16 protein-coding genes are annotated in these 19751 nt (G+C 45.4%); 10 read left to right on the top strand and 6 right to left on the bottom strand.

All coding sequences use genetic code 11. The annotated features are described in order from the left end of the window. The first annotated feature begins 91 nt into the window (after positions 1-91). The 8 genes from ACQEXT_RS10520 to tldD are packed head-to-tail and all read left to right on the top strand — an operon-like array spanning position 92 to position 10773. A complete protein-coding gene (locus tag ACQEXT_RS10520) occupies positions 92-1135 on the top strand; it encodes a rod shape-determining protein (RefSeq protein ID WP_004747218.1) in 1044 nt (347 codons plus the stop codon). A 53-nt stretch (positions 1136-1188) separates the two neighbouring features. After that, entirely contained in the window at positions 1189-2058 is an 870-nt protein-coding gene (gene mreC, locus ACQEXT_RS10515) for a rod shape-determining protein MreC (protein WP_138973823.1), read from the top strand. Between the two features lie 5 nt (positions 2059-2063). Further along, on the top strand, positions 2064-2552 hold the full coding sequence (mreD, locus tag ACQEXT_RS10510) for a rod shape-determining protein MreD (RefSeq protein ID WP_269377959.1): 489 nt from the start codon (positions 2064-2066) through the stop codon (positions 2550-2552). A gap of 3 nt (positions 2553-2555) precedes the next feature. After that, entirely contained in the window at positions 2556-3116 is a 561-nt protein-coding gene (locus ACQEXT_RS10505) for a Maf family protein (RefSeq protein ID WP_138973821.1), read from the top strand. Between the two features lie 19 nt (positions 3117-3135). Next, positions 3136-4605 carry a ribonuclease G gene (gene rng, locus ACQEXT_RS10500; protein ID WP_426951959.1) on the top strand — a complete coding sequence of 490 codons (1470 nt, stop codon included), beginning with the start codon at positions 3136-3138 and terminating at the stop codon, positions 4603-4605. A 9-nt stretch (positions 4606-4614) separates the two neighbouring features. Continuing rightward, positions 4615-8487 carry a YhdP family protein gene (locus tag ACQEXT_RS10495; protein ID WP_426951957.1) on the top strand — a complete coding sequence of 1291 codons (3873 nt, stop codon included), beginning with the start codon at positions 4615-4617 and terminating at the stop codon, positions 8485-8487. Between the two features lie 12 nt (positions 8488-8499). Next, positions 8500-9318, top strand: coding sequence for a carbon-nitrogen hydrolase family protein (locus ACQEXT_RS10490; RefSeq protein ID WP_138973818.1), 819 nt, complete (start codon positions 8500-8502; stop codon positions 9316-9318). 9 nt (positions 9319-9327) lie between these two features. Continuing rightward, positions 9328-10773 (top strand): metalloprotease TldD, encoded by a 1446-nt coding sequence (tldD, locus tag ACQEXT_RS10485; protein ID WP_426951956.1) that lies wholly within the window; start codon positions 9328-9330, stop codon positions 10771-10773. A 231-nt stretch (positions 10774-11004) separates the two neighbouring features. Here the strand turns inward: tldD and arcA are convergent, their stop codons facing one another. Then, the gene (arcA, locus tag ACQEXT_RS10480) at positions 11005-12225 is read right to left on the bottom strand and encodes an arginine deiminase (RefSeq protein ID WP_331417540.1); all 1221 of its coding nucleotides are present in this window, start codon (positions 12223-12225) and stop codon (positions 11005-11007) included. 566 nt (positions 12226-12791) lie between these two features. Between arcA and rraB the strand changes: the two genes are divergently transcribed. Both rraB and ACQEXT_RS10470 read left to right on the top strand, forming a co-directional pair. Beyond that, on the top strand, positions 12792-13208 hold the full coding sequence (gene rraB, locus ACQEXT_RS10475; RefSeq protein ID WP_269377966.1) for a ribonuclease E inhibitor RraB: 417 nt from the start codon (positions 12792-12794) through the stop codon (positions 13206-13208). 134 nt (positions 13209-13342) lie between these two features. After that, entirely contained in the window at positions 13343-14146 is an 804-nt protein-coding gene (locus ACQEXT_RS10470; protein ID WP_426951955.1) for a glycosyl hydrolase 2 galactose-binding domain-containing protein, read from the top strand. Here ACQEXT_RS10470 and ACQEXT_RS10465 read toward each other — a convergent pair. From ACQEXT_RS10465 to argR, 5 genes are all read right to left on the bottom strand, one after another. After that, the gene (locus tag ACQEXT_RS10465) at positions 14143-14535 is read right to left on the bottom strand and encodes a DUF2061 domain-containing protein (RefSeq protein ID WP_426951953.1); all 393 of its coding nucleotides are present in this window, start codon (positions 14533-14535) and stop codon (positions 14143-14145) included. The genes ACQEXT_RS10470 and ACQEXT_RS10465 overlap by 4 nt on opposite strands. Before the next feature lie 148 nt (positions 14536-14683). After that, on the bottom strand, positions 14684-15121 hold the full coding sequence (locus ACQEXT_RS10460) for a universal stress protein (protein WP_269377969.1): 438 nt from the start codon (positions 15119-15121) through the stop codon (positions 14684-14686). 18 nt (positions 15122-15139) lie between these two features. Next, positions 15140-17719, bottom strand: a complete 2580-nt coding sequence (locus tag ACQEXT_RS10455) for a TRAP transporter permease (protein WP_426951951.1) — start codon at positions 17717-17719, stop codon at positions 15140-15142. 226 nt (positions 17720-17945) lie between these two features. Beyond that, positions 17946-18914, bottom strand: a complete 969-nt coding sequence (locus tag ACQEXT_RS10450) for a TAXI family TRAP transporter solute-binding subunit (RefSeq protein WP_269377971.1) — start codon at positions 18912-18914, stop codon at positions 17946-17948. 332 nt (positions 18915-19246) lie between these two features. Beyond that, positions 19247-19717, bottom strand: a complete 471-nt coding sequence (argR, locus tag ACQEXT_RS10445) for a transcriptional regulator ArgR (RefSeq protein ID WP_269377972.1) — start codon at positions 19715-19717, stop codon at positions 19247-19249. Positions 19718-19751: the final 34 nt, after the last annotated feature.

Here is a 19751-nt window from a genome sequence, read left to right as displayed (position 1 = left end):
TTTACACTTCAATGCCTTGCTGTAGCGGCAAGGCATTGGTACATTTAGTGCAATTTTCTATCTTATAATTCTTTCAGGACGAGCGAAGAATATGTTCAAAAAACTTCGTGGCATATTTTCAAATGACCTATCTATCGATTTAGGTACTGCCAACACTCTTATCTACGTTAAAGGACAGGGCATCGTCCTAGACGAGCCTTCTGTCGTTGCAATTCGTCAAGACCGCAACCGTGCGGGCAAAAGTGTCGCTGCTGTCGGACACGCCGCAAAGCAGATGCTAGGCCGTACTCCAGGTAACATCTCTGCAATCCGTCCAATGAAAGATGGCGTTATCGCTGATTTCTACGTGACAGAAAAAATGCTTCAGCACTTTATTAAACAAGTGCATGACAATAGCGTACTAAAACCAAGCCCACGTGTACTTGTTTGTGTCCCTTGTGGTTCAACTCAAGTAGAGCGTCGTGCAATCCGTGAATCTGCGCTAGGTGCAGGTGCTCGAGAAGTTTATCTAATTGACGAACCTATGGCAGCAGCGATTGGTGCAGGTCTACGCGTTTCTGAGCCAACGGGTTCCATGGTGGTCGATATTGGTGGTGGTACGACGGAAGTTGCGGTTATCTCACTAAATGGCGTGGTTTACTCTTCGTCAGTGCGTATTGGTGGTGACCGTTTCGATGAAGCGATCATCAACTATGTGCGTCGTAACTACGGTAGCTTGATTGGTGAAGCAACCGCAGAGAAGATCAAACATGAAATCGGTTCTGCTTATCCAGGTGATGAGGTTGAAGAGATCGAAGTTCGTGGTCGTAACCTAGCAGAGGGTGTGCCGCGTAGCTTTAGCCTAAACTCCAATGAGATTCTTGAAGCACTTCAAGAGCCACTAACAGGTATTGTTTCGGCAGTAATGGTTGCACTTGAGCAATGTCCACCAGAGCTTGCTTCTGATATCTCAGAAAACGGTATGGTACTAACGGGTGGTGGTGCGTTACTTAAAGATCTTGATCGTCTTCTGACTGAAGAAACAGGTATCCCTGTTGTTATCGCAGAAGATCCACTAACGTGTGTTGCGCGTGGTGGTGGTAAAGCTCTTGAAATGATCGATATGCACGGCGGCGATCTGTTTAGCGAAGAATAATTGATTGATCTTGGCGTTATGCCAAGATTGGCAAGATAAGGATCTCATATTCTATGAAGCCTATTTTTGGCCGGGGACCTTCACTTCAGCTACGTCTGTTTTTTGCCGTCATTCTATCAGCCAGCCTAATGCTGGCTGATAGTCGTTTAGGCGCATTTGCCCACGTACGTTATCTGCTCAATAGTGTAGTAGCCCCAATCCAATATTTAGCGGATGTTCCTCGCGTAATGTTTGATGGCGCTTATGAGCGTTTTAACATCCGTCAAGATTATATGGAAAGCACTCGTACGCTTAAGCGCGAGGTGTTACGCCTTAAAAACGATCTACTGCTGCTTGATCAGTATCGTGAAGAAAACCAGCGATTACGAAAGCTACTGGGTTCATCATTTATTCGAGATGAACGCAAGGTGGTGACCGAAGTGATGGCGGTTGATACCTCGCCATATCGTCATCAAGTGGTGATAGATAAAGGTCAGATTGACGGTGTTTATGTCGGACAACCAGTCGCCAATGAAAAAGGCATCGTGGGTCAAGTCACCTTCGTGTCGGCTCACAACAGCCGAGTGTTGCTGTTGACTGATAGCCTTAGCGCCATTCCTGTGCAAGTGATTCGCAATGATATTCGAGTTATCGCCTCGGGTAATGGTAAGTCAGATCGTATCAATCTCGATCACATCCCAATCAGTTTAGATATTGAAGAGGGTGATCTATTAGTGACATCGGGTTTAGGTGGCATTTATCCAGAAGGCTTCCCTGTGGCGCATGTTGCCGAGGTTGAGCGAGATACTGCTCGTGAATTTGCTGTGATTGAAGCGGAGCCTGTGGTTGACTTTGAACGCTTACGTTACTTGCTATTGATATGGCCGAATGATTCTCGTCAGGAGAAGATCCAACAAGTACTGCCTGAGAATTTGGAGGAGTAATACCAATGGCGAATAGTGTACTAAAAGGTAAGCTTGTCATTGCTTGCTCTTTCTTAATCGCATTGACGCTTCAGACCATTCCTTGGCCTGGTATGCTTGACCTACTACGCCCATCTTGGTTGCTGTTAGTAGCTTGCTATTGGGTTTTGGCTCTGCCTCATAGAGTGAATGTCGGCAGTGCTCTGATTTTGGGGCTTCTATGGGACTTGTTGCTCGGCTCAACGCTCGGAATTCGCGGTATGATGATGTCTATCGTGGTCTATCTGGTGGCGTTGAACTTCCTTGTGATTCGCAACATGGCTCTTTGGCAGCAAGCCATTTTAATTGGCATTATGTCGATGGTCTTAGATGTACTGATCTTCTGTGGTGAGTATTTGATTCAGGATGTAACGTTTAATCCCGTTTCTCTTTGGAGTGGTTTGATTAACTGCATACTCTGGCCATGGATGTTCCTCTTAATGCGTCGCGTTAGACGCCATTGGCATATACGATAATAAATGAATACATCACTGATTTTGGCCTCAGGTTCGCCGAGACGCAAAGAGCTGCTTGCACAATTAGGCTACTCATTTTCTGTTGTTGTTACTGACGTAGAAGAGTGTCTTAAGACAGGAGAAAGTGCGCAGCAATACGTCGCGCGGCTGTCTAAAGATAAGGCGATGGCTGCGGCTAAGCTTGAACCAGAATCAGTGGTGATTGGCTCTGATACCATCGTTGTTTGTGACGATATGGTATTGGAAAAGCCGCATGACTTGGCGCATGCTAAACAAATGTTATTGATGCTTTCTGGACGAGCGCATCAGGTGATGACAGCGGTGACTGTCGCAACACAAGAGATTCAAGAAACTGTAGTGGTCTCTACAGACGTATGGTTTAAAACCCTGTCAGAACAAGAAATAGAACAATATTGGCAAACGGGTGAACCGTGCGATAAAGCTGGTAGTTATGGTATTCAAGGAATTGGTGGGCGATTTGTAACGCGTATAGAAGGAAGTTACTACGCGGTTGTGGGCCTGCCTCTTTATGAAACCGACCAGCTCTTGCAAAAATTTTTATAATTTATTTTGAGGTGCGCTCATGAGTGCAGAGTTGCTTATCAACGTGACCCCGAGTGAAACTCGAGTGGCCATGATTGAAGGGGGAACCCTACAAGAAATCCATGTTGAACGTGAAGCAAAACGCGGAATTGTCGGAAACATCTATAAAGGCAAAGTGAGCCGAGTCCTACCGGGCATGCAGGCTGCATTTGTTGATATCGGCTTAGAGAAAGCGGCCTTTCTTCATGCTTCGGATATCGTTCCACATACTGAGTGCGTTGCTGAAAATGAAAAGCAGCAGTTTCAGGTTCGTGATATTTCTGAATTGGTACGCCAAGGTCAGGACATTGTCGTTCAAGTGGTAAAAGATCCTCTCGGGACAAAAGGTGCACGCCTAACGACCGACATTACTCTGCCGTCGCGTTACCTAGTCTTTATGCCTGGGGCGAGCCATGTTGGAGTATCGCAGCGAATTGAGAGTGAAGAAGAACGCAATCGACTGAAAAAAGTGGTCGGTCACTACTGTGATGAAAACGGCGGTTTTATCATTCGTACGGCGGCTGAAGGTGCGGATGAAAAAGAGCTCTCCCAAGATGCAGCTTTCCTGAAGCGTCTATGGTCAAAAGTCATGGAACGTCGCAGTAAGTACAAAACACGTTCGACGCTCTATGGCGAACTTGGTCTTTCTCAACGTATCTTACGTGATTTTGTCGGCACTGAGCTTAACAAAATCTTGGTCGACTCCCGTACAGAATTCGAGAATCTCAAAGAGTTCACTTCGGAATATGTCCCTGAATTAACCGAAAAGCTAGAGCTGTACGAAGGCGACAAACCCATCTTTGATATGTATGACACCGAGAATGAAATTCAACGCTCTCTTGAGCGTAAAGTGGATTTGAAATCAGGTGGTTATCTGATCATTGATCAAACTGAAGCCATGACAACGGTGGATATCAACACGGGTGCGTTCGTTGGGCGACGCAATCTCGAAGAGACGATTTTCAACACCAATATCGAAGCGACTCAGGCGATTGCGCGTCAACTTAGATTACGTAATCTTGGCGGGATTATTATTATCGATTTCATCGATATGGCGTCAGATGAGCATCGCAACCGTGTTCTTACATCTTTGGAAGCCGCACTAAACAAAGATCGTGTTAAAACCAATATCAATGGTTTTACTCAGCTTGGATTGGTTGAAATGACCCGTAAGCGCACTCGCGAAAGCATAGAGCACATCTTGTGTTCTTCGTGCCCTACGTGTGAAGGTCGTGGCAGCGTTAAAACTGTTGAGTCTGTATGTTATGAGATCCTACGTGAAATTACTCGCGTCAATCGTGCTTACGATGCGGATAAGTTTGTTGTCTACGCATCCCCAGCCGTTGCAGATACCTTACATGGTGATGAGTCTCACGCATTGGCAGAGCTTGAAGTCTTTATTGGTAAAGAAGTAAAAATTCAGGCAGAACCTTTGTACATTCAAGAACAATTCGATGTCGTAATGATGTAAAGGTTGTTTGTGAGCTCAACTACCACTCGCCTGCTTAGAATATTGCTTTGGTTCACTGTAACGGTATTAGTGTTTTTAGCGATTACCGTTACAGTGCTGCGTATCACCTTACCTCAACTCAACCATTTCCAACCGCAAATTCAGGCTTGGATCAATCAGGGCTCAGGACTTGATTTTGAAGTGTCTGATTTACATGGTTTTTGGCGAAATTCGCACCCTTCGATATCCCTGAAAGGGGTCAAGGCCAATACGCCTGAGAGCAGTGGTATTCATTTTTCAGCAGATACCGTTGAAGTTGAACTTGATCTATTCCAGTCACTGATTCAGAGGGAGCCAGTCGTTGCTGAGCTCAAAATCTATCAACTTAATCTTGATATCACATCGGTTGAGTGGGCCAATACTGAGCAATCGCCGGAATTGAAGCCTCAAGGCGAGCAGAAAGGGGTATTGGAGCAGCTAGACAAACTCCTTCTACGCCAGCTCGACGGTTTCTCTCTAACTCAATCGAAAATTGATTTTCTCGGTATTGATGGAACGCCTCGCACGCTAGCGATCGCTAAACTGAAATGGCAAAACAATGGCCGTCAGCACTTAGCGGATGGCGAAATCAGTTTGGCTAATAGTGAACTCAATTCTGCGCAAGTTAGAGCCGATTTTGTTGATTTTGGCTCGCTGGTTGATGTGAGTGGTGAGTTCTATGTATCCGCTCAAAACGTCTTAGTGACGCCTTGGTTAACAAAGTATCTTAAGACTGAAACGGGTATTGAAAAAGGCCAACTGAGTTTTAGTAGCTGGTTAACGTTGGAACGAAGCCAACCACTCAATGCCTATGTTGAACTGGAATCTTCTGAATTAAGTTGGAAGGAAGGGCAACGGCATGAGCTGTGGATTGAATCTGGAGTTCTTGAGTTAGAACCTAAGTCAGATGGTTGGCAAGTTAACGCTCACTCACTCAATCTGAGTACAGATGACAAGCAGTGGCCTGTGCTTGACGCAGCCTTTGACTGGCAACCTGATCAGTGGCGATTGAACGTATCTCAACTGGATATTTCGGCTATTACCCCATTAGTTAAACTCGCGCCGGACTCTAAAACCACCACAGAGTTACTTCAGAAGTTATCTTTGGGTGGTTTAATTGAAGATGTGCGAGTGTCTATGGGTGAATCAATAGATTCGCTGAAGTATTCGGCACAGCTATCTCAAGGCACCATGTCACAATGGGAGTTGCTGCCGGGTATTCACCATCTGTCGGCATCGATTTCTGGTACCCCAACTCAAGCTAAGGCGAGCGTTAACTTAATCGACGATGTTTTACCTTATGGTGAAGTGTTTCAAGCCCCGTTAAATATCAAGCAAGGACAGGTTGATATTGTATGGCAAAGAGACGACACGGGGTGGCGTCTATGGGCAGATAAAGTCACTGCGGCGACGCCTGATTTACAAGTTCTTGGCGCGTTTCGTCTTGATTTTCCAGATAACAAAAGCCCGTTTCTTTCCTTCTATGCTGAGGCCAATCTTTTCAATGCGGGTGAAACCTGGCGTTATTTGCCTACATTAGCATTGGGATATGAACTTACAGACTATCTCAGCACCGCCATCCAAGGTGGTAAAGTCAATGCGGCGAAGTTGCTATGGTATGGGGAGCTTGCTGACTTCCCGTATAAAAATAATGACGGTATGTTTCAGGCTTGGGTAGGGCTCAAACAAGCAAAATTCAGTTTTGATACGGCGTGGCCACCAATTACCGATCTTCAGCTTGATCTGTTGTTTCAAAACGACGCAATGTACCTAGATTCACGAAGTGCAACCCTGATGGATGTGACGGCCAAACGCATTACTGGTCGTATTCCAGAATTAGCCGAAGGCGGGCATATAGAGATCGAAGCACAGGCTATCGCACAAGGGAATGCGGTCAGAGATTATATGACGGCATCTCCGCTAGTGGATTCAGTTGGCGCAGCGTTAACAGCGATTCAGGTTGATGGCAAAGTGGAATCCAGTTTCCAGCTTAATATCCCGTTTAGTGCCGATAAGGAAGCAAGAGCTTGGGGATACGCCGATCTTGCCGAAAATTACGTCACCATTGAATCACCACCGATGACATTAGAAGCGGTTTCGGGAAGGGTAGAATTTGACAACGATGTTGTCAGTGCTGCTGGTTTATCCGCCGATATACTCACTCAGCCCGTTTCAATTGATTTTCGTGGGGAGAACATTGCTCAAGGGTATGGTGTAGCGATTAATGTGGTTGGTGACTGGGATGTAGAACCTCTGACTCCTTATCTTGGCAACCGCTGGCTTGATCCTCTGGAAGGTCATGCGCCTTGGCAGATGGATATCGACATTCAGCTTAATGACATTGGTTTCACTTATCAGATAGATACTGAAGCCGATCTAAAATCGATTACCAGTCATTTTCCCGCGCCTTTAGCGAAAGCAAGCGGAATGGCAGGCAAAGGACGACTACAAGCGTCGGGTAACCAAGAAAGCATTACGGCTCGTGTACAATTGCCAAACTTTAAATATCAAGCCGAAATTGATATTCGACCAGACACGCCTGTGTTGACCGATACGAATCTTGTTTTAGGCAAAGGTAGCTTCAAAATTAGTCCGGTTGCTGGACATCAGGCTCAGATCAGGCTTAACAAGCTAGATCTCGATCAATGGATTGATCGACTGGCGAGTGAGCAAGGGCCTTCAGAAGCCGTGTTGGCACAGATGAATACGCCCAAAATTCCCCTACCCGCTAGAATTGATATTGATGCCAAGGAGCTGACGTTAGCGGGTATTGAGTGGAACGATGTCGATTTCTCGGCGAAGAGAAAAGGGCTTGGTTGGTACATGAGTTTAGATAGTCAGGAGGCAAAAGGTGAAGCCTCTTATCTTGAGCCGTATGACTTATCGGTTTCACTCCAGCGTCTGCATGTTTACGTTCCTCAATTGGATTCTGCCGAGTACAAAGATAAAACCATGTTTGACAGTGACGCTCAGCAAGCGCCGTTGATTAGCCATTTTGATCGAACCTTCCACCAGCAAGTACCGAATATCACTCTCGCCATCGATGATTTTTGGCTCCAAGGGTATAAAGTCGGTAAGACTCACCTCGATTTGCAGCGACAGGGCGAGAAGTTGGAGTGGAAGAAGCTGACTTTCGAAAGCGGCAGCAATAAGGTCGACATGAAAGGATGGTGGCAGTTGAACGATACCCTGAGCCATACTCGTTTCGATGTGTCGATGTCTGGTGAAAACAACAGTGATGTTATGGAGCGATTTGGTATCTCTTCAGGCATCCAAAAGGCACCGTTTGAGCTCAATGCTAAGGTCGAGTGGGATGGTTCTCCTTGGTCAGGTAAAATTGATACCCTCAAAGGTGAAGTTAACACCAAACTGGGTAAAGGCACGATTTCCGATGTCAGTGGTGCCGCGCGTTTATTGGGCTTGTTCAGTCTTGATTCGATCATTCGTAAAATGCAGCTCGACTTTAGTGATGTTTTTGACAAAGGTATGGCATTTAACTCCATCACAGGCAGTGGTTCTATCCGTAACGGTGTGTTCTTAACAAACGATATCAAGATGGATGCGGTAGCGGGTGAGATGACGATTAAAGGCCTCGCTAACCTCAATACTAGAACCGTGGATGCTGAGGTGAATTTCACTCCTGACATTACCTCCGGTATTCCGGTGTTAACTGCCTTCGCGGTCACACCGCAAACAGCACTTTATGTCTTGGCGATTACGACAGTTATCTCTCCTGTGGTCGAAGTATTTACTCAGGTTAACTATGAGGTAAAAGGCCCGTTAGACGCCCCTATAGTTAAAGAATTGTCACGTAGTAAAGGGGAATTTAAACTCCCTGAAACGCTAAGAGAAGCGATCAAGTAAGGATTTTTGCTCATGGAACGAGTCGGACTCATTCAAATGACATCAGGGCCTAACCCACAGCAGAATATGGCCTATATTCAACAACAGGTAGGTGAGTTGGCGCGTGCAGGGGCTAAATTGATAGTCACTCCGGAAAACGCTCTGGTGTTTGGTAGCCGTAGTGACTACCACCAACATGCGGAGCCATTAGGGGAAGGAACTATCCAGCACTTCCTTGCTCAGTTAGCGCGTGACAATAACGTTTGGCTGTTGATTGGAAGCATGCCAATCAAGCGTGATGTGGGGGTTACAACAACCTCATTACTGTTTGATCCAAACGGAATACGAGTTGCTGATTATGACAAACTACACATGTTTGATGTAGATGTCGCCGATGGACACAAGCGTTACCGCGAGTCAGAAACCTTCACGCCGGGAGAACGAATTGTCTCCTATCAAGCACCGTTTGCCCACCTAGGGTTGACTATCTGCTATGATGTTCGTTTTCCAACCTTATACAGCGAACTGGCTAGATCTGGAGCTAACCTTATTTTTGTTCCTGCGGCTTTTACTGCAGTAACAGGGAAAGCACACTGGGAAATATTGCTACGAGCACGTGCTATTGAAACCCAATCTTGGCTAGTCGCAGTAAATCAAGTCGGAACACACCCGTGTGGACGTGAAACTTGGGGCCACTCGATGGTTATTTCACCTTGGGGAGAGGTTATGAGTAGCCTTTCTGATCAAGCCGATAATTTATTGGTCGATATCGACCTAACTCAAGTAGAAGAATTAAGAGCAGCGATGCCAGTAGCTCAGCATGCTCGATTCAGCAATCAGTTACAACATTAAGAGCAAAGTATGACCATAAATCACGTAGAAGACGCGTTGTTAAAGACCGCCGGGCTCAGCGAACAAGATATTGCTGATACATTGTCGAGCATAGCAACTCGCCAAATTGATTATGCCGATATCTATTTTCAATCGAGTTGGCATGAATCGCTTGTTCTTGAAGATAGCATTATTAAAGATGGTTCGTTCAATATTGACCGTGGTGTCGGCGTTCGTGCAGTAACTGGAGAAAAGACAGGTTTTGCGTACTCTGACCAAATTCACTTGGAAGGTCTTAAGCAGAGTGCAATCGCTGCTCGCGGAATTGCTCAGCAAGGACAGAGCGGCCGTGTACAAGCATTTACGCGCAGTGATAATCAAGATTATTATGCGGCTGTAAACCCACTGGAAAGTTGGGAAAAAGAGCAGAAAACGCAGTTGTTGAAAGAGCTGGATGCTTATATTCGAACTAAGGAACCGTTAATCAAAGAGGTTTCTGTGAGCCTCAGCGGTGTTCATGAGCAGATGCTGGTGGCGGCAACCGATGGCACTTATGCTGGGGATATTCGTCCGCTTGTACGTTTATCTATTAGCGTTCTGGCCCAAAAAGGTGACCGTCGCGAGCGTGGTAGCTCTGGCGGTGGTGGTCGTTTTGGCTACGACTTCTTCCTCACTGAAACTGACGGTGCAAAAGTCGCTTATCAGTATGCTGATGAAGCGATTCGCATGGCTCTCGTTAATCTAGAAGCCGATGCAGCTCCAGCAGGAACAATGCCAGTTGTGCTCGGCTCTGGTTGGCCGGGTGTGTTGCTCCATGAAGCGGTAGGGCATGGTTTAGAAGGTGACTTCAACCGTAAAGAATCTTCGGTCTTTAGTGGCAAGATTGGTGAAAAGGTGACATCAAACCTTTGTACGATCGTTGATGATGGCACATTAAAAGACTTACGTGGCTCTTTGAATGTTGATGATGAAGGCGTGAACGGTCAATACAACACACTGATTGAAAATGGCGTACTAAAAGGCTATATGCAGGACAAGCTCAATGCTCGTTTAATGGGGGTTAACCCGACAGGTAATGGCCGTCGTGAATCCTATGCACATTTGCCTATGCCGCGTATGACTAACACCTACATGTTGCCTGGTCAGCATACACCTGAAGAGATCATTTCAACGGTGAAGAAGGGCCTTTACGCTCCTAACTTTGGCGGTGGTCAGGTTGACATTACATCTGGTAAGTTTGTTTTCTCTGCATCTGAAGCGTATTTGATTGAGGACGGCAAGATTACTCGTCCAGTGAAAGGCGCAACCCTCATCGGCTCAGGTATCGAAGCCATGCAGCAGGTCTCTATGGTAGGTAATGACCTAAGCATTGACCGCGGTGTTGGTATATGTGGTAAAGCAGGCCAGAGCGTACCTGTAGGTGTTGGGCAACCAACATTGAAATTGGACTCAATTACAGTGGGTGGCACGGAGTAGAAATCGAGTACGCATTGCTTCGAGTACCTAGAGCGGACTTCGTCCTTCTAGAGGTAGCGGTGGTAAGTGAGACAAAAATTGAAGGCAGTGATATTTTTTTAGGAGTTAATTGCCTGAATGTAAAAGTAAAGGGTTGACACTTTGTGTCAACCCTTTAAATTTTCGGAACTCGGAACTCGGAACTCGGAACTCGGAACTCGGAACTCGGAACTCGGAACTCGGAACTCGGAACTAGATCCCGTCACGCTCGATAGGGCAACTCATACAACGCGCACCACCACGTCCACGACCCAGTTCATTGCCCGGAATCGTGAGTACTTCAATTCCTGCTTTATCATATTTCTCGTTGGTGTAGACATTGCGTTCGTAGCCGATCACAACCCCTGGCTTGACCGTCAGTACGTTGTTGGCATCATTCCACTGCTCACGCTCCGCTTCGTAACTGTCACCACCAGTAGTGATGATTTTCAGGTAATCGAGCCCAAGAGCTTGTTCAATAGCATGGATAAAGCTTGGCACTTTTTCGACCTTCATATCACCGTGATCTTTTGGTGTCAGGCGCCAAGTATTGAGATCTTTACGCATGATCTCTGGATAGACAGAGAAGGTGTCGATGTCCATATGCGTCATTACGGTATCAAGGTGCATACATGAACGGTGTTTTGGCAACTCAATTGCGATGACTTCTTTAGCTTGACCATGTTTGAACAGACTTGCCGCAAGATTTTCAACACCTTGCGCGGTCGTGCGTTCAGACATGCCGATAAGAACCGCCCCTTTACCAATAACCAGTACATCACCACCTTCAATATTAGCGTTGTCGTAGTGAAGGTCTTCATCGCCAAAATACTTGATGAAATCTTGTCCTGCGAAGACGGGATGCCAACGATAAATTGCTCGTAAATGATTGGTTTCACGTTGACGTGCAGGCTTCATCATAGGGTTGAGCGACACACCACCGTAAACCCAGCAAGAGGTATCACGAGTAAACAAGTGGTTAGGAAGTGGCTCGATAACAAAGTCGAGTGGACGATGCATGCTAGGCAACATAGAGGCTGACTGAATTGGCAGCTCGGAATACGCTAATCCACCTAGTAAAACAGTCGCTAAGTGCTCATTGTCCATCTCTGCGAGATAGTGGCGCAAATCTTTCGCAAATGTCGGCCCATAGCGAAGGTCGGATATCTGGGTATTGAGCAGCCAAGTCTTAGCTTCCTCGACCGCTAAGGTTTCAACAAGTAAGTCGTGTAGTAGTAGTACTTCAACCCCCTGAGAGGTAAGGGTTTGGGCAAACTTATCATGCTCTTCTCCTGCCGCTTCAACCGCGAGAACGTCATCAAAAAGCAGTTCATGACAGTTTGAAGGGGTGAGGTGGGTGAGTGCTCGCTCTGGACGGTTTAACAGAACACGTCTTAATTGACCAACTTCTGAGCCTACGTACAACTTACTCATTTTGTATCCTTACATTAAGTTTCAGAGCGTATTTATGGCAAGATTGTTATAAAGATGCAAGCGCACTTACTGGATGTAATAACTGTCAAATTTGCTTGTTTTAAATTTTAATTCTAGAAATTAACATAAAGGTGGATTTAAATTTTATTTTTTATTTGTAAGTCGAAGTGCCAAAGTGTGCGTCGCTATGCGTTCTTAGATCATGGGTAGAGTGAGGATAATTTGACCCAGCGAGCATAGCTATGCAGATTTTAACCAGTCAGATTTGTATTGGTATGTTTTTATGCAGATTGAATGAAGAGTAGGATATGCAAAGGGCATTAATAAAAACGCATAAAGGATACGTTGCTAACATCGGTAGCGGATTGATAGATAATTCTGAATCGAGCAAATGATAAAAAATTGTTAATTTGCGATCTTGTGAGGTCGATCTTACTTGAGCTTGGGGTTGTAACAGCAGAAAGATCTGGATCCTGTCATATTCCGGGTAGTAATTTTTCTGGATCCATGCGATATTTCGTCGCTGTTAACTAAGATCAACTATGTCACTATCTGGAGCACTAAATATGTCTCACGAAGATGAATATCTATCTGTCGAAGAATTAATTGAGATTCAAAAGGAAGAGACTCGCGAAATCATCCAAGCCCTGCTAGAAGATGGCAGTGATCCAGATGCTCTGTATGAAATTGAGCACCACCTATTTGCTGAAGACTTCAACACCCTAGAAAAAGCTGTTGTTGAAGCGTTCAAAATGGGTTTTGAAGTGCTTGAAGCAGAAGAGACAGAAGACGAAGATGGCAACAAGCTACTATGCTGTGATGCGACAATGGAATCTGCATTGAACGCTGAAGCTATAGACGCGCAAGTTGAAAAACTGGTTCATCTCGCTGAGAAGTACGACATCATCTACGATGGTTGGGGTACTTACTATGAAGGTGAAGACGCACTTTACCCTGATGAAGATGACGACGACGAAGAGTAATCTCTGACATCGCACCGAATTTAAATACCAGCCACTAGGCTGGTATTTTTGTTTTGTCTCAAAGGCTGAGTATCTTTTGCCTGTTGATTCGCATTATAATCAGGCAACTTTGATCTAGGACAATATTTGCACCGATGAAACTCTCCCTTGCAGGCCTTTGGCAAGTTTCCCCACTGACTGATTTATCTATTCCACAAGATGACATCACGTTTCCAGCCCCTTTAAGTCAGGTTTTACCTAACACCTTATCGGAACAAGACATTGCGGAGCAGGAATGGCACTTGATGCACGATATTGAAGTTGATGAAACAATGCTGAACTTCCCATCGGTAGACTTGATCATAGCAGGTGTTGATTATCACGCTGAAGTGCGCCTCAATGGCGTTGCAGTCTTCGACTGTGATAAATCTCAGCCAGTCTACAAAAAAGATATTCGTCCTTATCTGCAAATGGGTCGTAACCGTTTTGAAATTCTGTTTCTTCAAGACGAAGACGATTGGTTACTCGATGAAGAAGACAGCAATGATCTTTGCCATTTAGGAGCCATTGACACACACAAATTTGATGAACGCATTGGCATCTGGAAGGAACCGTATTTGCAGTTCATCCGCAATGTCCGTTTGGAACATGTGGCCACTGAACAGATTTGGCATCACGGCGGAGGTTGTGAGTTTTTGGTTGATCTGCACTACAAAACCTATTTGCCTGGCTTAGTATCCGCATCGGTGAAGTTTAACGGCATGACGTATAACCTGCCCATTGACGTGCGTGATAACCATGCGAGCGCACTGTTTCAAATTGAAGCCCCGATTTATGCCGATAGCGTTGCTCCAAAACTTGAGGATCTTTATTTGCTCGAGGTGACGCTAGACGGCCAAACCCAACGCTTTCACGTTGGGCTGAGTAAAGAGATGTGTGTATCCCACTATCCGCTTTAGGCGTGACTGCAATGCCAGTTAAGGGTAGCGTCCTGTTTGCGCTGCCACACCTTCTCATGGAAGTAGTAAGCGAAGGTATTAATGGTTGGCTCTATTGAGGCCATGATACCTCCAACAAATGCATCCCCAGTCATTACATAAACCACACCAAATGCGACACTAAAATGCACAGCTGCAAAACTGGTTGTCTTGATTTTTGCTGAGCGCGCAAAAGATTTCAGTAACTGGCTTTTTGTCCAGATCTGCTCGTGAAAATAGAAAGCGACAGTGTTTACTGAAGGCTCGATCATCGCGATCAGGCTACCGATGATCAGATCACCTGTCAGCAGGTATGCCACTGTAAATGCAATCGTAAAGTGAAGAGATGCGAATGTTAGTGTCTTTTTCATCTTGATAGCTCGATGTTGTTGTCGATGGAGCTATTATTGATAACTATTCGCATTAATTAAATTGGCTTGTTTCGATATATTTAATAGGAAAAACCTATTAAAAAAGGGTGCCAACACGGCACCCTTTTGAAACACATAGCCAAGGTTGTTAGCCTTGTGGTTTTACTACCAATACATTGATCGGGGAGTTTTGAACCACTTTACTTGCGACAGAGCCAAGTACGACTTTGTCGATCTTCGAACGTTTGTGGCTTGGCATGACGATAAGATCGGCACCAAGTTTCTCTGCGAAATCAAGAATGGTTGAGTAAGGCTTACCTTCCGCTACATGGACTTTGTAGACGATATCTTCAGAGATGTGCTCTACCGCGAACTCTTTGAGCTGATTTTCAACATCGGCTTTCATTTTCATGGCTGCATCTTTAGGGAAGTAGCTAGCCACCATTGACATGTGAATGCCAGGCAATACATTCAAAAGGTGAACCACCGCATTTGAGTGTTTTGCGTGCCAAATAGCAAGCTCGACAGCTTTATCGGAAAAGCCTTTGTCGTTCAGATCGACAGGAACAAGAATTTGCTTATACATTATTGATTCTCTTCATTGTTACGCGCTCAGTTGTTCCTTTCGAGCTCGTCGTTTTTGGTTTAATGCAAGACCAATTAAGAGGATCAGTGCAGGTACGAACACCCACTCTTTCATTGGTCGATCCGCGGCCACGACAACCGAAGTTATCTCCCAGTCGAAATCGATCCCAGCCGCTTCGGCAGGGCTACCAAACTCAACCATATCAACAACCATGCGGCTGTCGGTGTTGTTGAGCATCAAGCCCATCGAACTGATTCTCTCATCGGCGGTGGTGGCATTATCTTCAAATGGAAGACGTACCGTTTTCGAAATGAAATCACCCTCAAGGTTTTCACCCGATACGATCAGTTCAATACTTTCGCCAACATTCAACTGCTCGGTAATTTGAGAAATTTCAGTACCTGGGTAAAGTTCTTTAGCTGGGTAAATCTGATCCCACCAATAACCCGGACGGAAGAAAGTAAAGGTTAGGAAAAGCAGCAGCACAGTCTCCCACCATTTGTTCTTGGTAAACCACCAGCCTTGTGTTGCCGCTGAGAATATCAGCATTGCTATCACAGACGATATGATCGTAAGCAATAAATGCCACCAACTATCAATTCCCATCAATAATAGCTGGGTATTGAAGATGAACATAAATGGCAAGATTGCTGTACGAATATCGTAGGTGAAACCTTGGATACCAGTTCGAATCGGGTCTGACTTTGCTATTGCAGCAGCAGCGAAAGCCGCTAAGCCCACTGGTGGAGTATCATCTGCCAGAATACCGAAGTAGAACACAAATAGATGGACAGCAATCAGTGGAATGATGAAGCCACTTTGAGCGCCTAACGTCACGATCACGGGAGCCATCAGAGTTGAAACAACAATGTAGTTTGCTGTTGTTGGTAGACCCATACCTAAGATCAAGCTGATCACTGCGGTGAACACCAGCATCATGATGATATTGCCGCCAGAGATAAACTCGACAAAGTCAGTCATTACCAAACCGATACCAGTTAGTGTTACGACGCCAACAACGGTACCCGCTGCCGCTGTCGCGACACCGATACCGATCATGTTACGTGCACCTGAGACCAGGCTTTCGGCAAGATCAACAAAACCGACTTTAGTCTGCTCAGCCACGTCGCCCTCTTTCGATAATACGGCGATTAGCGGACGTTGAGTGATCAAGATAAAGATCATAAATACCGTCGCCCAAAACGCCGATAGACCCGGAGAGAAACGTTCAACGGTTAAACACCAAACTAATACAACGATAGGAAGTAGGTAGTGCAAACCTGATTTGATGGTAGGCCCTGGATCTGGAACTTCCGTTAGTTCAGCATCAATCTCGATCGCCCCTTCTTTCGCATAGCTTGCAGATATCTTCACTAAAGCCACATAAGCAATCAGAAGTGCAACAGTGACAATTGGTGTTGCGGCATCACCAAATACATCTTTAGTCCAGCCAACACCGTAATAGACAGCCCCACTGATCACGCAAAGACCTAAGATGGTGCCAGTAAAAGAAAGTAGGCTATTAATAAATTTAGGCGTATGACGACGAGGCAGACCAGTCATGCCCGCTTTACAAGCTTCAAGGTGAACAATGTAAATTAGGGCAATGTATGAGATCAGAGCAGGCAGAATCGCGGCCTTAATGACTTCGACATAGGAAATACCCACATACTCCACCATAAGGAAGGCTGCGGCACCCATAATCGGTGGTGTTAGCTGGCCATTCGTTGAAGCGGCAACTTCAACCGCGCCCGCTTTCGTTCCTGGGAAACCAACACGTTTCATCAAAGGAATGGTGAATGTACCGGTTGTTACTACGTTAGCAATCGACGAGCCTGAAACAAGTCCAGAGAGACCTGATGCAACGACGGCGGCTTTCGCTGGACCGCCTCTCATGTGACCAAGTAGAGAGAAAGCGACTTTAATGAAGTAAGCACCCGCCCCCGCTCGCTCAAGCATTGCTCCAAAGAGTACAAACAGGAAGACAAACGAAGTTGAAACACCCAGTGCCACACCGAATACCCCTTCGGTAGTCAGCCACAAGTGAGACATTGCTTTGCCAAGGCTCGCACCTTTGTGAGCGATAACGTCAGGCATGTAAGGGCCGCCAAAGGTGTACAATAAAAACACAGCAGCAACGACCATCAACGGGGGACCGAGTGCACGACGAGTCGCTTCTAGAAGTAGCAGCATACCTGAGATAGCGATAGCGATGTCAAACGTCGTAGGTGCACCAGAACGGCCCGCGAGTTCGGTATAGAAAATATAGATATAGGCAGCGGAAAAACTACCCGCTAGCGCAAGCAACCAGTCAACAACTGGAATGCGATCACGTGGTGAATTCTTCATTGCTGGGTAGGCTGTAAACGCGAGAAATACAGCGAACATTAAATGAATAGAACGTGCTTCGGTATCGTTGAGTACGCCAAAGTTAAAAATGAACGGCAGAGGGGATGCGTACCAAAGTTGGAACAGTGACCAACATAGCGGCACAAACCATAGGATGCGACCTGACAGTCCAGCAGGAGCACGCGCACCAGTATCGGATTGAGCTACCATTTCTTGCACATCTTGAGACGGAGTTGTTGTCTTCGACATGTACTTAATCCTTATTATAAATGGTCCGTATATTTATGATTATGAGAACCTTTATTTTGCATCTTTCATTGTAGTGAAAAGATGAAATATTGCTCAGTTGTATGGTTTCTTGGGTATATAACGAGGTAGAGCTTCTAGAGAATGAAACTCAAATTAGAGTCTAGTGTTTTAATGAGTACGAGTTTTAACCAAGGAGGCGAATACCTCCTTGGTTTTCAAAGAGGGCTTATTTAAGTAGGCCGATCTCTTTGTAGTACTTCTCTGCACCTGGGTGTAGAGGGATAGAAAGACCTGATTTAACCATGTCTTCTTTCTTCAAGTTTGCAAACGCAGGGTGTAGGCGTTTGAATGTATCGAAGTTCTCGAATACAGATTTAGCAACGTTGTAAGCAACTTCGTCTGACACTTTTGTCGAAGTTACCATTGTTGCCGCAACACCAAAGCTGTTTACGTCTTTGTCTGTACCACGGTACATGCCAGCAGGAACTGTGCTGTATGCGTAGTAAGGGTTGTTTGCAACGATTTCATCGATCTTCGCACCAGTTGCTGAAACGAGTTTCGCATCACATGAAGTTGTTGCTTCTTTGATAGATCCATTTGGGTGACCAACTACGTATACGAACGCGTCGATCTTGTTGTCACAAAGAGCTTGGGAACGCTCAGAACCTTTAAGTTCAGAAGCCAGTTTGAAGTCTTCGTTAGTCCAACCCATTGCTTCCATAACCACGCCCATAGTTGCGCGGTCACCAGAGCCTGGGTTACCAATGTTTACACGCTTACCTTTAAGGTCAGTAACATTTTCAATACCAGCATCGCTACGAGCGATGATGTTGAATGGTTCTGTGTGTAGAGAGAATACAGCACGTAGCTCTTTGTACGGGCCTTGCTCAGCAAACTTACTTGTACCGTTGTAGCCATGGTACTGCCAGTCAGACTGAACGATACCGAAGTCTAGTTCACCAGCACGCATAGTGTTTACGTTGTAAATAGAACCACCAGTTGATTCTACAGAACAACGGATGTTGTGTTCTTTACGGCCTTTGTTGACTAGCTTACAGATAGCACCACCAGTTGGGTAGTAAACACCCGTTACAGAGCCAGTACCAATAGTGATGAACTCTTGAGCGTTAACTGCGCCAGCGCCCATAACAGCAGCTGCAATCGCACCAACTTTAATAAGTTTGTTCAATGCCATGAATTTCCCTTCCTTTATTCATTATTAACCCTAAGCAATTGTAGTTGCTGTGGGAGTTTCCTATAAACGGAAACGGCACCTTTTCCAATCCGTATGTTGAAAAAGCGGCTGAATAATATCAAAAAATTGGCACATAATTACACGATTGTTAAAGAATATAGACAATATGCCTAGTTGTTCTAACAATGTTTAGTGAATATTTCGAGATTAAAATCTTTTAAAATCATCGAGTTATACTCTGATCTAAACCAAAGAATGATTTATTTAAGATGTGATCTAAATCACGCCGCCAAATTGGCGGCGCGATTTATATTTTGCTGTTTTATATGAAACTAGCCTGTGTATTCAAACAGATCGCACACAGAGGCAAAGAGTTGCTCTGTAGTAATTGATAACGTTGGCGTAATGAAGATGGTATCGTCCCCAGCGACAACACCTAAAATGCCTTCTGATTTGCCCAGTGAATCGAGTAAGCGAGCAATTAACTGAGCGGCCCCCGGGCCTGTGTGAATCACAACGAGTGCATTGTTGTGGTCGATATCTAAAACCAGCTCACGCAAAGAGCTTGAAACTGTAGGCACCCCAAGCTCTGCTGGAAGGCAGTAAACCATTTCCATTTTTGCATTGCGAGTACGTACAGCACCGAACTTAGTCAGCATGCGTGATACTTTTGACTGGTTGATATTCTCAAACCCTTCGTTTTTAAGAGCTTCCACAATGTCGCCTTGGGAGCCAAAACGTTCTTCTTTTAGCAGGGCTTTGAAAGCGCGAACGAGGTTATCTTGTTTTTCTGAATGGCGCATGGTTCTCTTTCTATGTTGGTGAATATAAAAAGCA

The organism is Vibrio sp. TRT 29B02, from assembly GCF_050113655.1.
In the GTDB taxonomy this organism is placed as follows: Bacteria; Pseudomonadota; Gammaproteobacteria; order Enterobacterales; family Vibrionaceae; genus Vibrio.
The sequence above is the reverse complement of the archived record's forward strand: the minus strand, read 5'-3'. Positions and strand labels throughout refer to the sequence as shown.

Bases quoted from the DNA above. Each gene is read 5' to 3' on its own strand.
- ACQEXT_RS10520 (WP_004747218.1), top strand. From the start codon at position 92: ATGTTCAAAAAACTTCGTGGCATATTTTCAAATGACCTATCTATCGAT.
- ACQEXT_RS10465 (WP_426951953.1), bottom strand. From the start codon at position 14,535: ATGAAAAAGACACTAACATTCGCATCTCTTCACTTTACGATTGCATTT.
- mreD (WP_269377959.1), top strand. From the start codon at position 2,064: ATGGCGAATAGTGTACTAAAAGGTAAGCTTGTCATTGCTTGCTCTTTC.
- ACQEXT_RS10460 (WP_269377969.1), bottom strand. From the start codon at position 15,121: ATGTATAAGCAAATTCTTGTTCCTGTCGATCTGAACGACAAAGGCTTT.
- mreC (WP_138973823.1), top strand. From the start codon at position 1,189: ATGAAGCCTATTTTTGGCCGGGGACCTTCACTTCAGCTACGTCTGTTT.
- ACQEXT_RS10450 (WP_269377971.1), bottom strand. From the start codon at position 18,914: ATGGCATTGAACAAACTTATTAAAGTTGGTGCGATTGCAGCTGCTGTT.
- rng (WP_426951959.1), top strand. From the start codon at position 3,136: ATGAGTGCAGAGTTGCTTATCAACGTGACCCCGAGTGAAACTCGAGTG.
- ACQEXT_RS10505 (WP_138973821.1), top strand. From the start codon at position 2,556: ATGAATACATCACTGATTTTGGCCTCAGGTTCGCCGAGACGCAAAGAG.
- ACQEXT_RS10490 (WP_138973818.1), top strand. From the start codon at position 8,500: ATGGAACGAGTCGGACTCATTCAAATGACATCAGGGCCTAACCCACAG.
- arcA (WP_331417540.1), bottom strand. From the start codon at position 12,225: ATGAGTAAGTTGTACGTAGGCTCAGAAGTTGGTCAATTAAGACGTGTT.
- argR (WP_269377972.1), bottom strand. From the start codon at position 19,717: ATGCGCCATTCAGAAAAACAAGATAACCTCGTTCGCGCTTTCAAAGCC.
- rraB (WP_269377966.1), top strand. From the start codon at position 12,792: ATGTCTCACGAAGATGAATATCTATCTGTCGAAGAATTAATTGAGATT.
- tldD (WP_426951956.1), top strand. From the start codon at position 9,328: ATGACCATAAATCACGTAGAAGACGCGTTGTTAAAGACCGCCGGGCTC.
- ACQEXT_RS10470 (WP_426951955.1), top strand. From the start codon at position 13,343: ATGAAACTCTCCCTTGCAGGCCTTTGGCAAGTTTCCCCACTGACTGAT.
- ACQEXT_RS10455 (WP_426951951.1), bottom strand. From the start codon at position 17,719: ATGTCGAAGACAACAACTCCGTCTCAAGATGTGCAAGAAATGGTAGCT.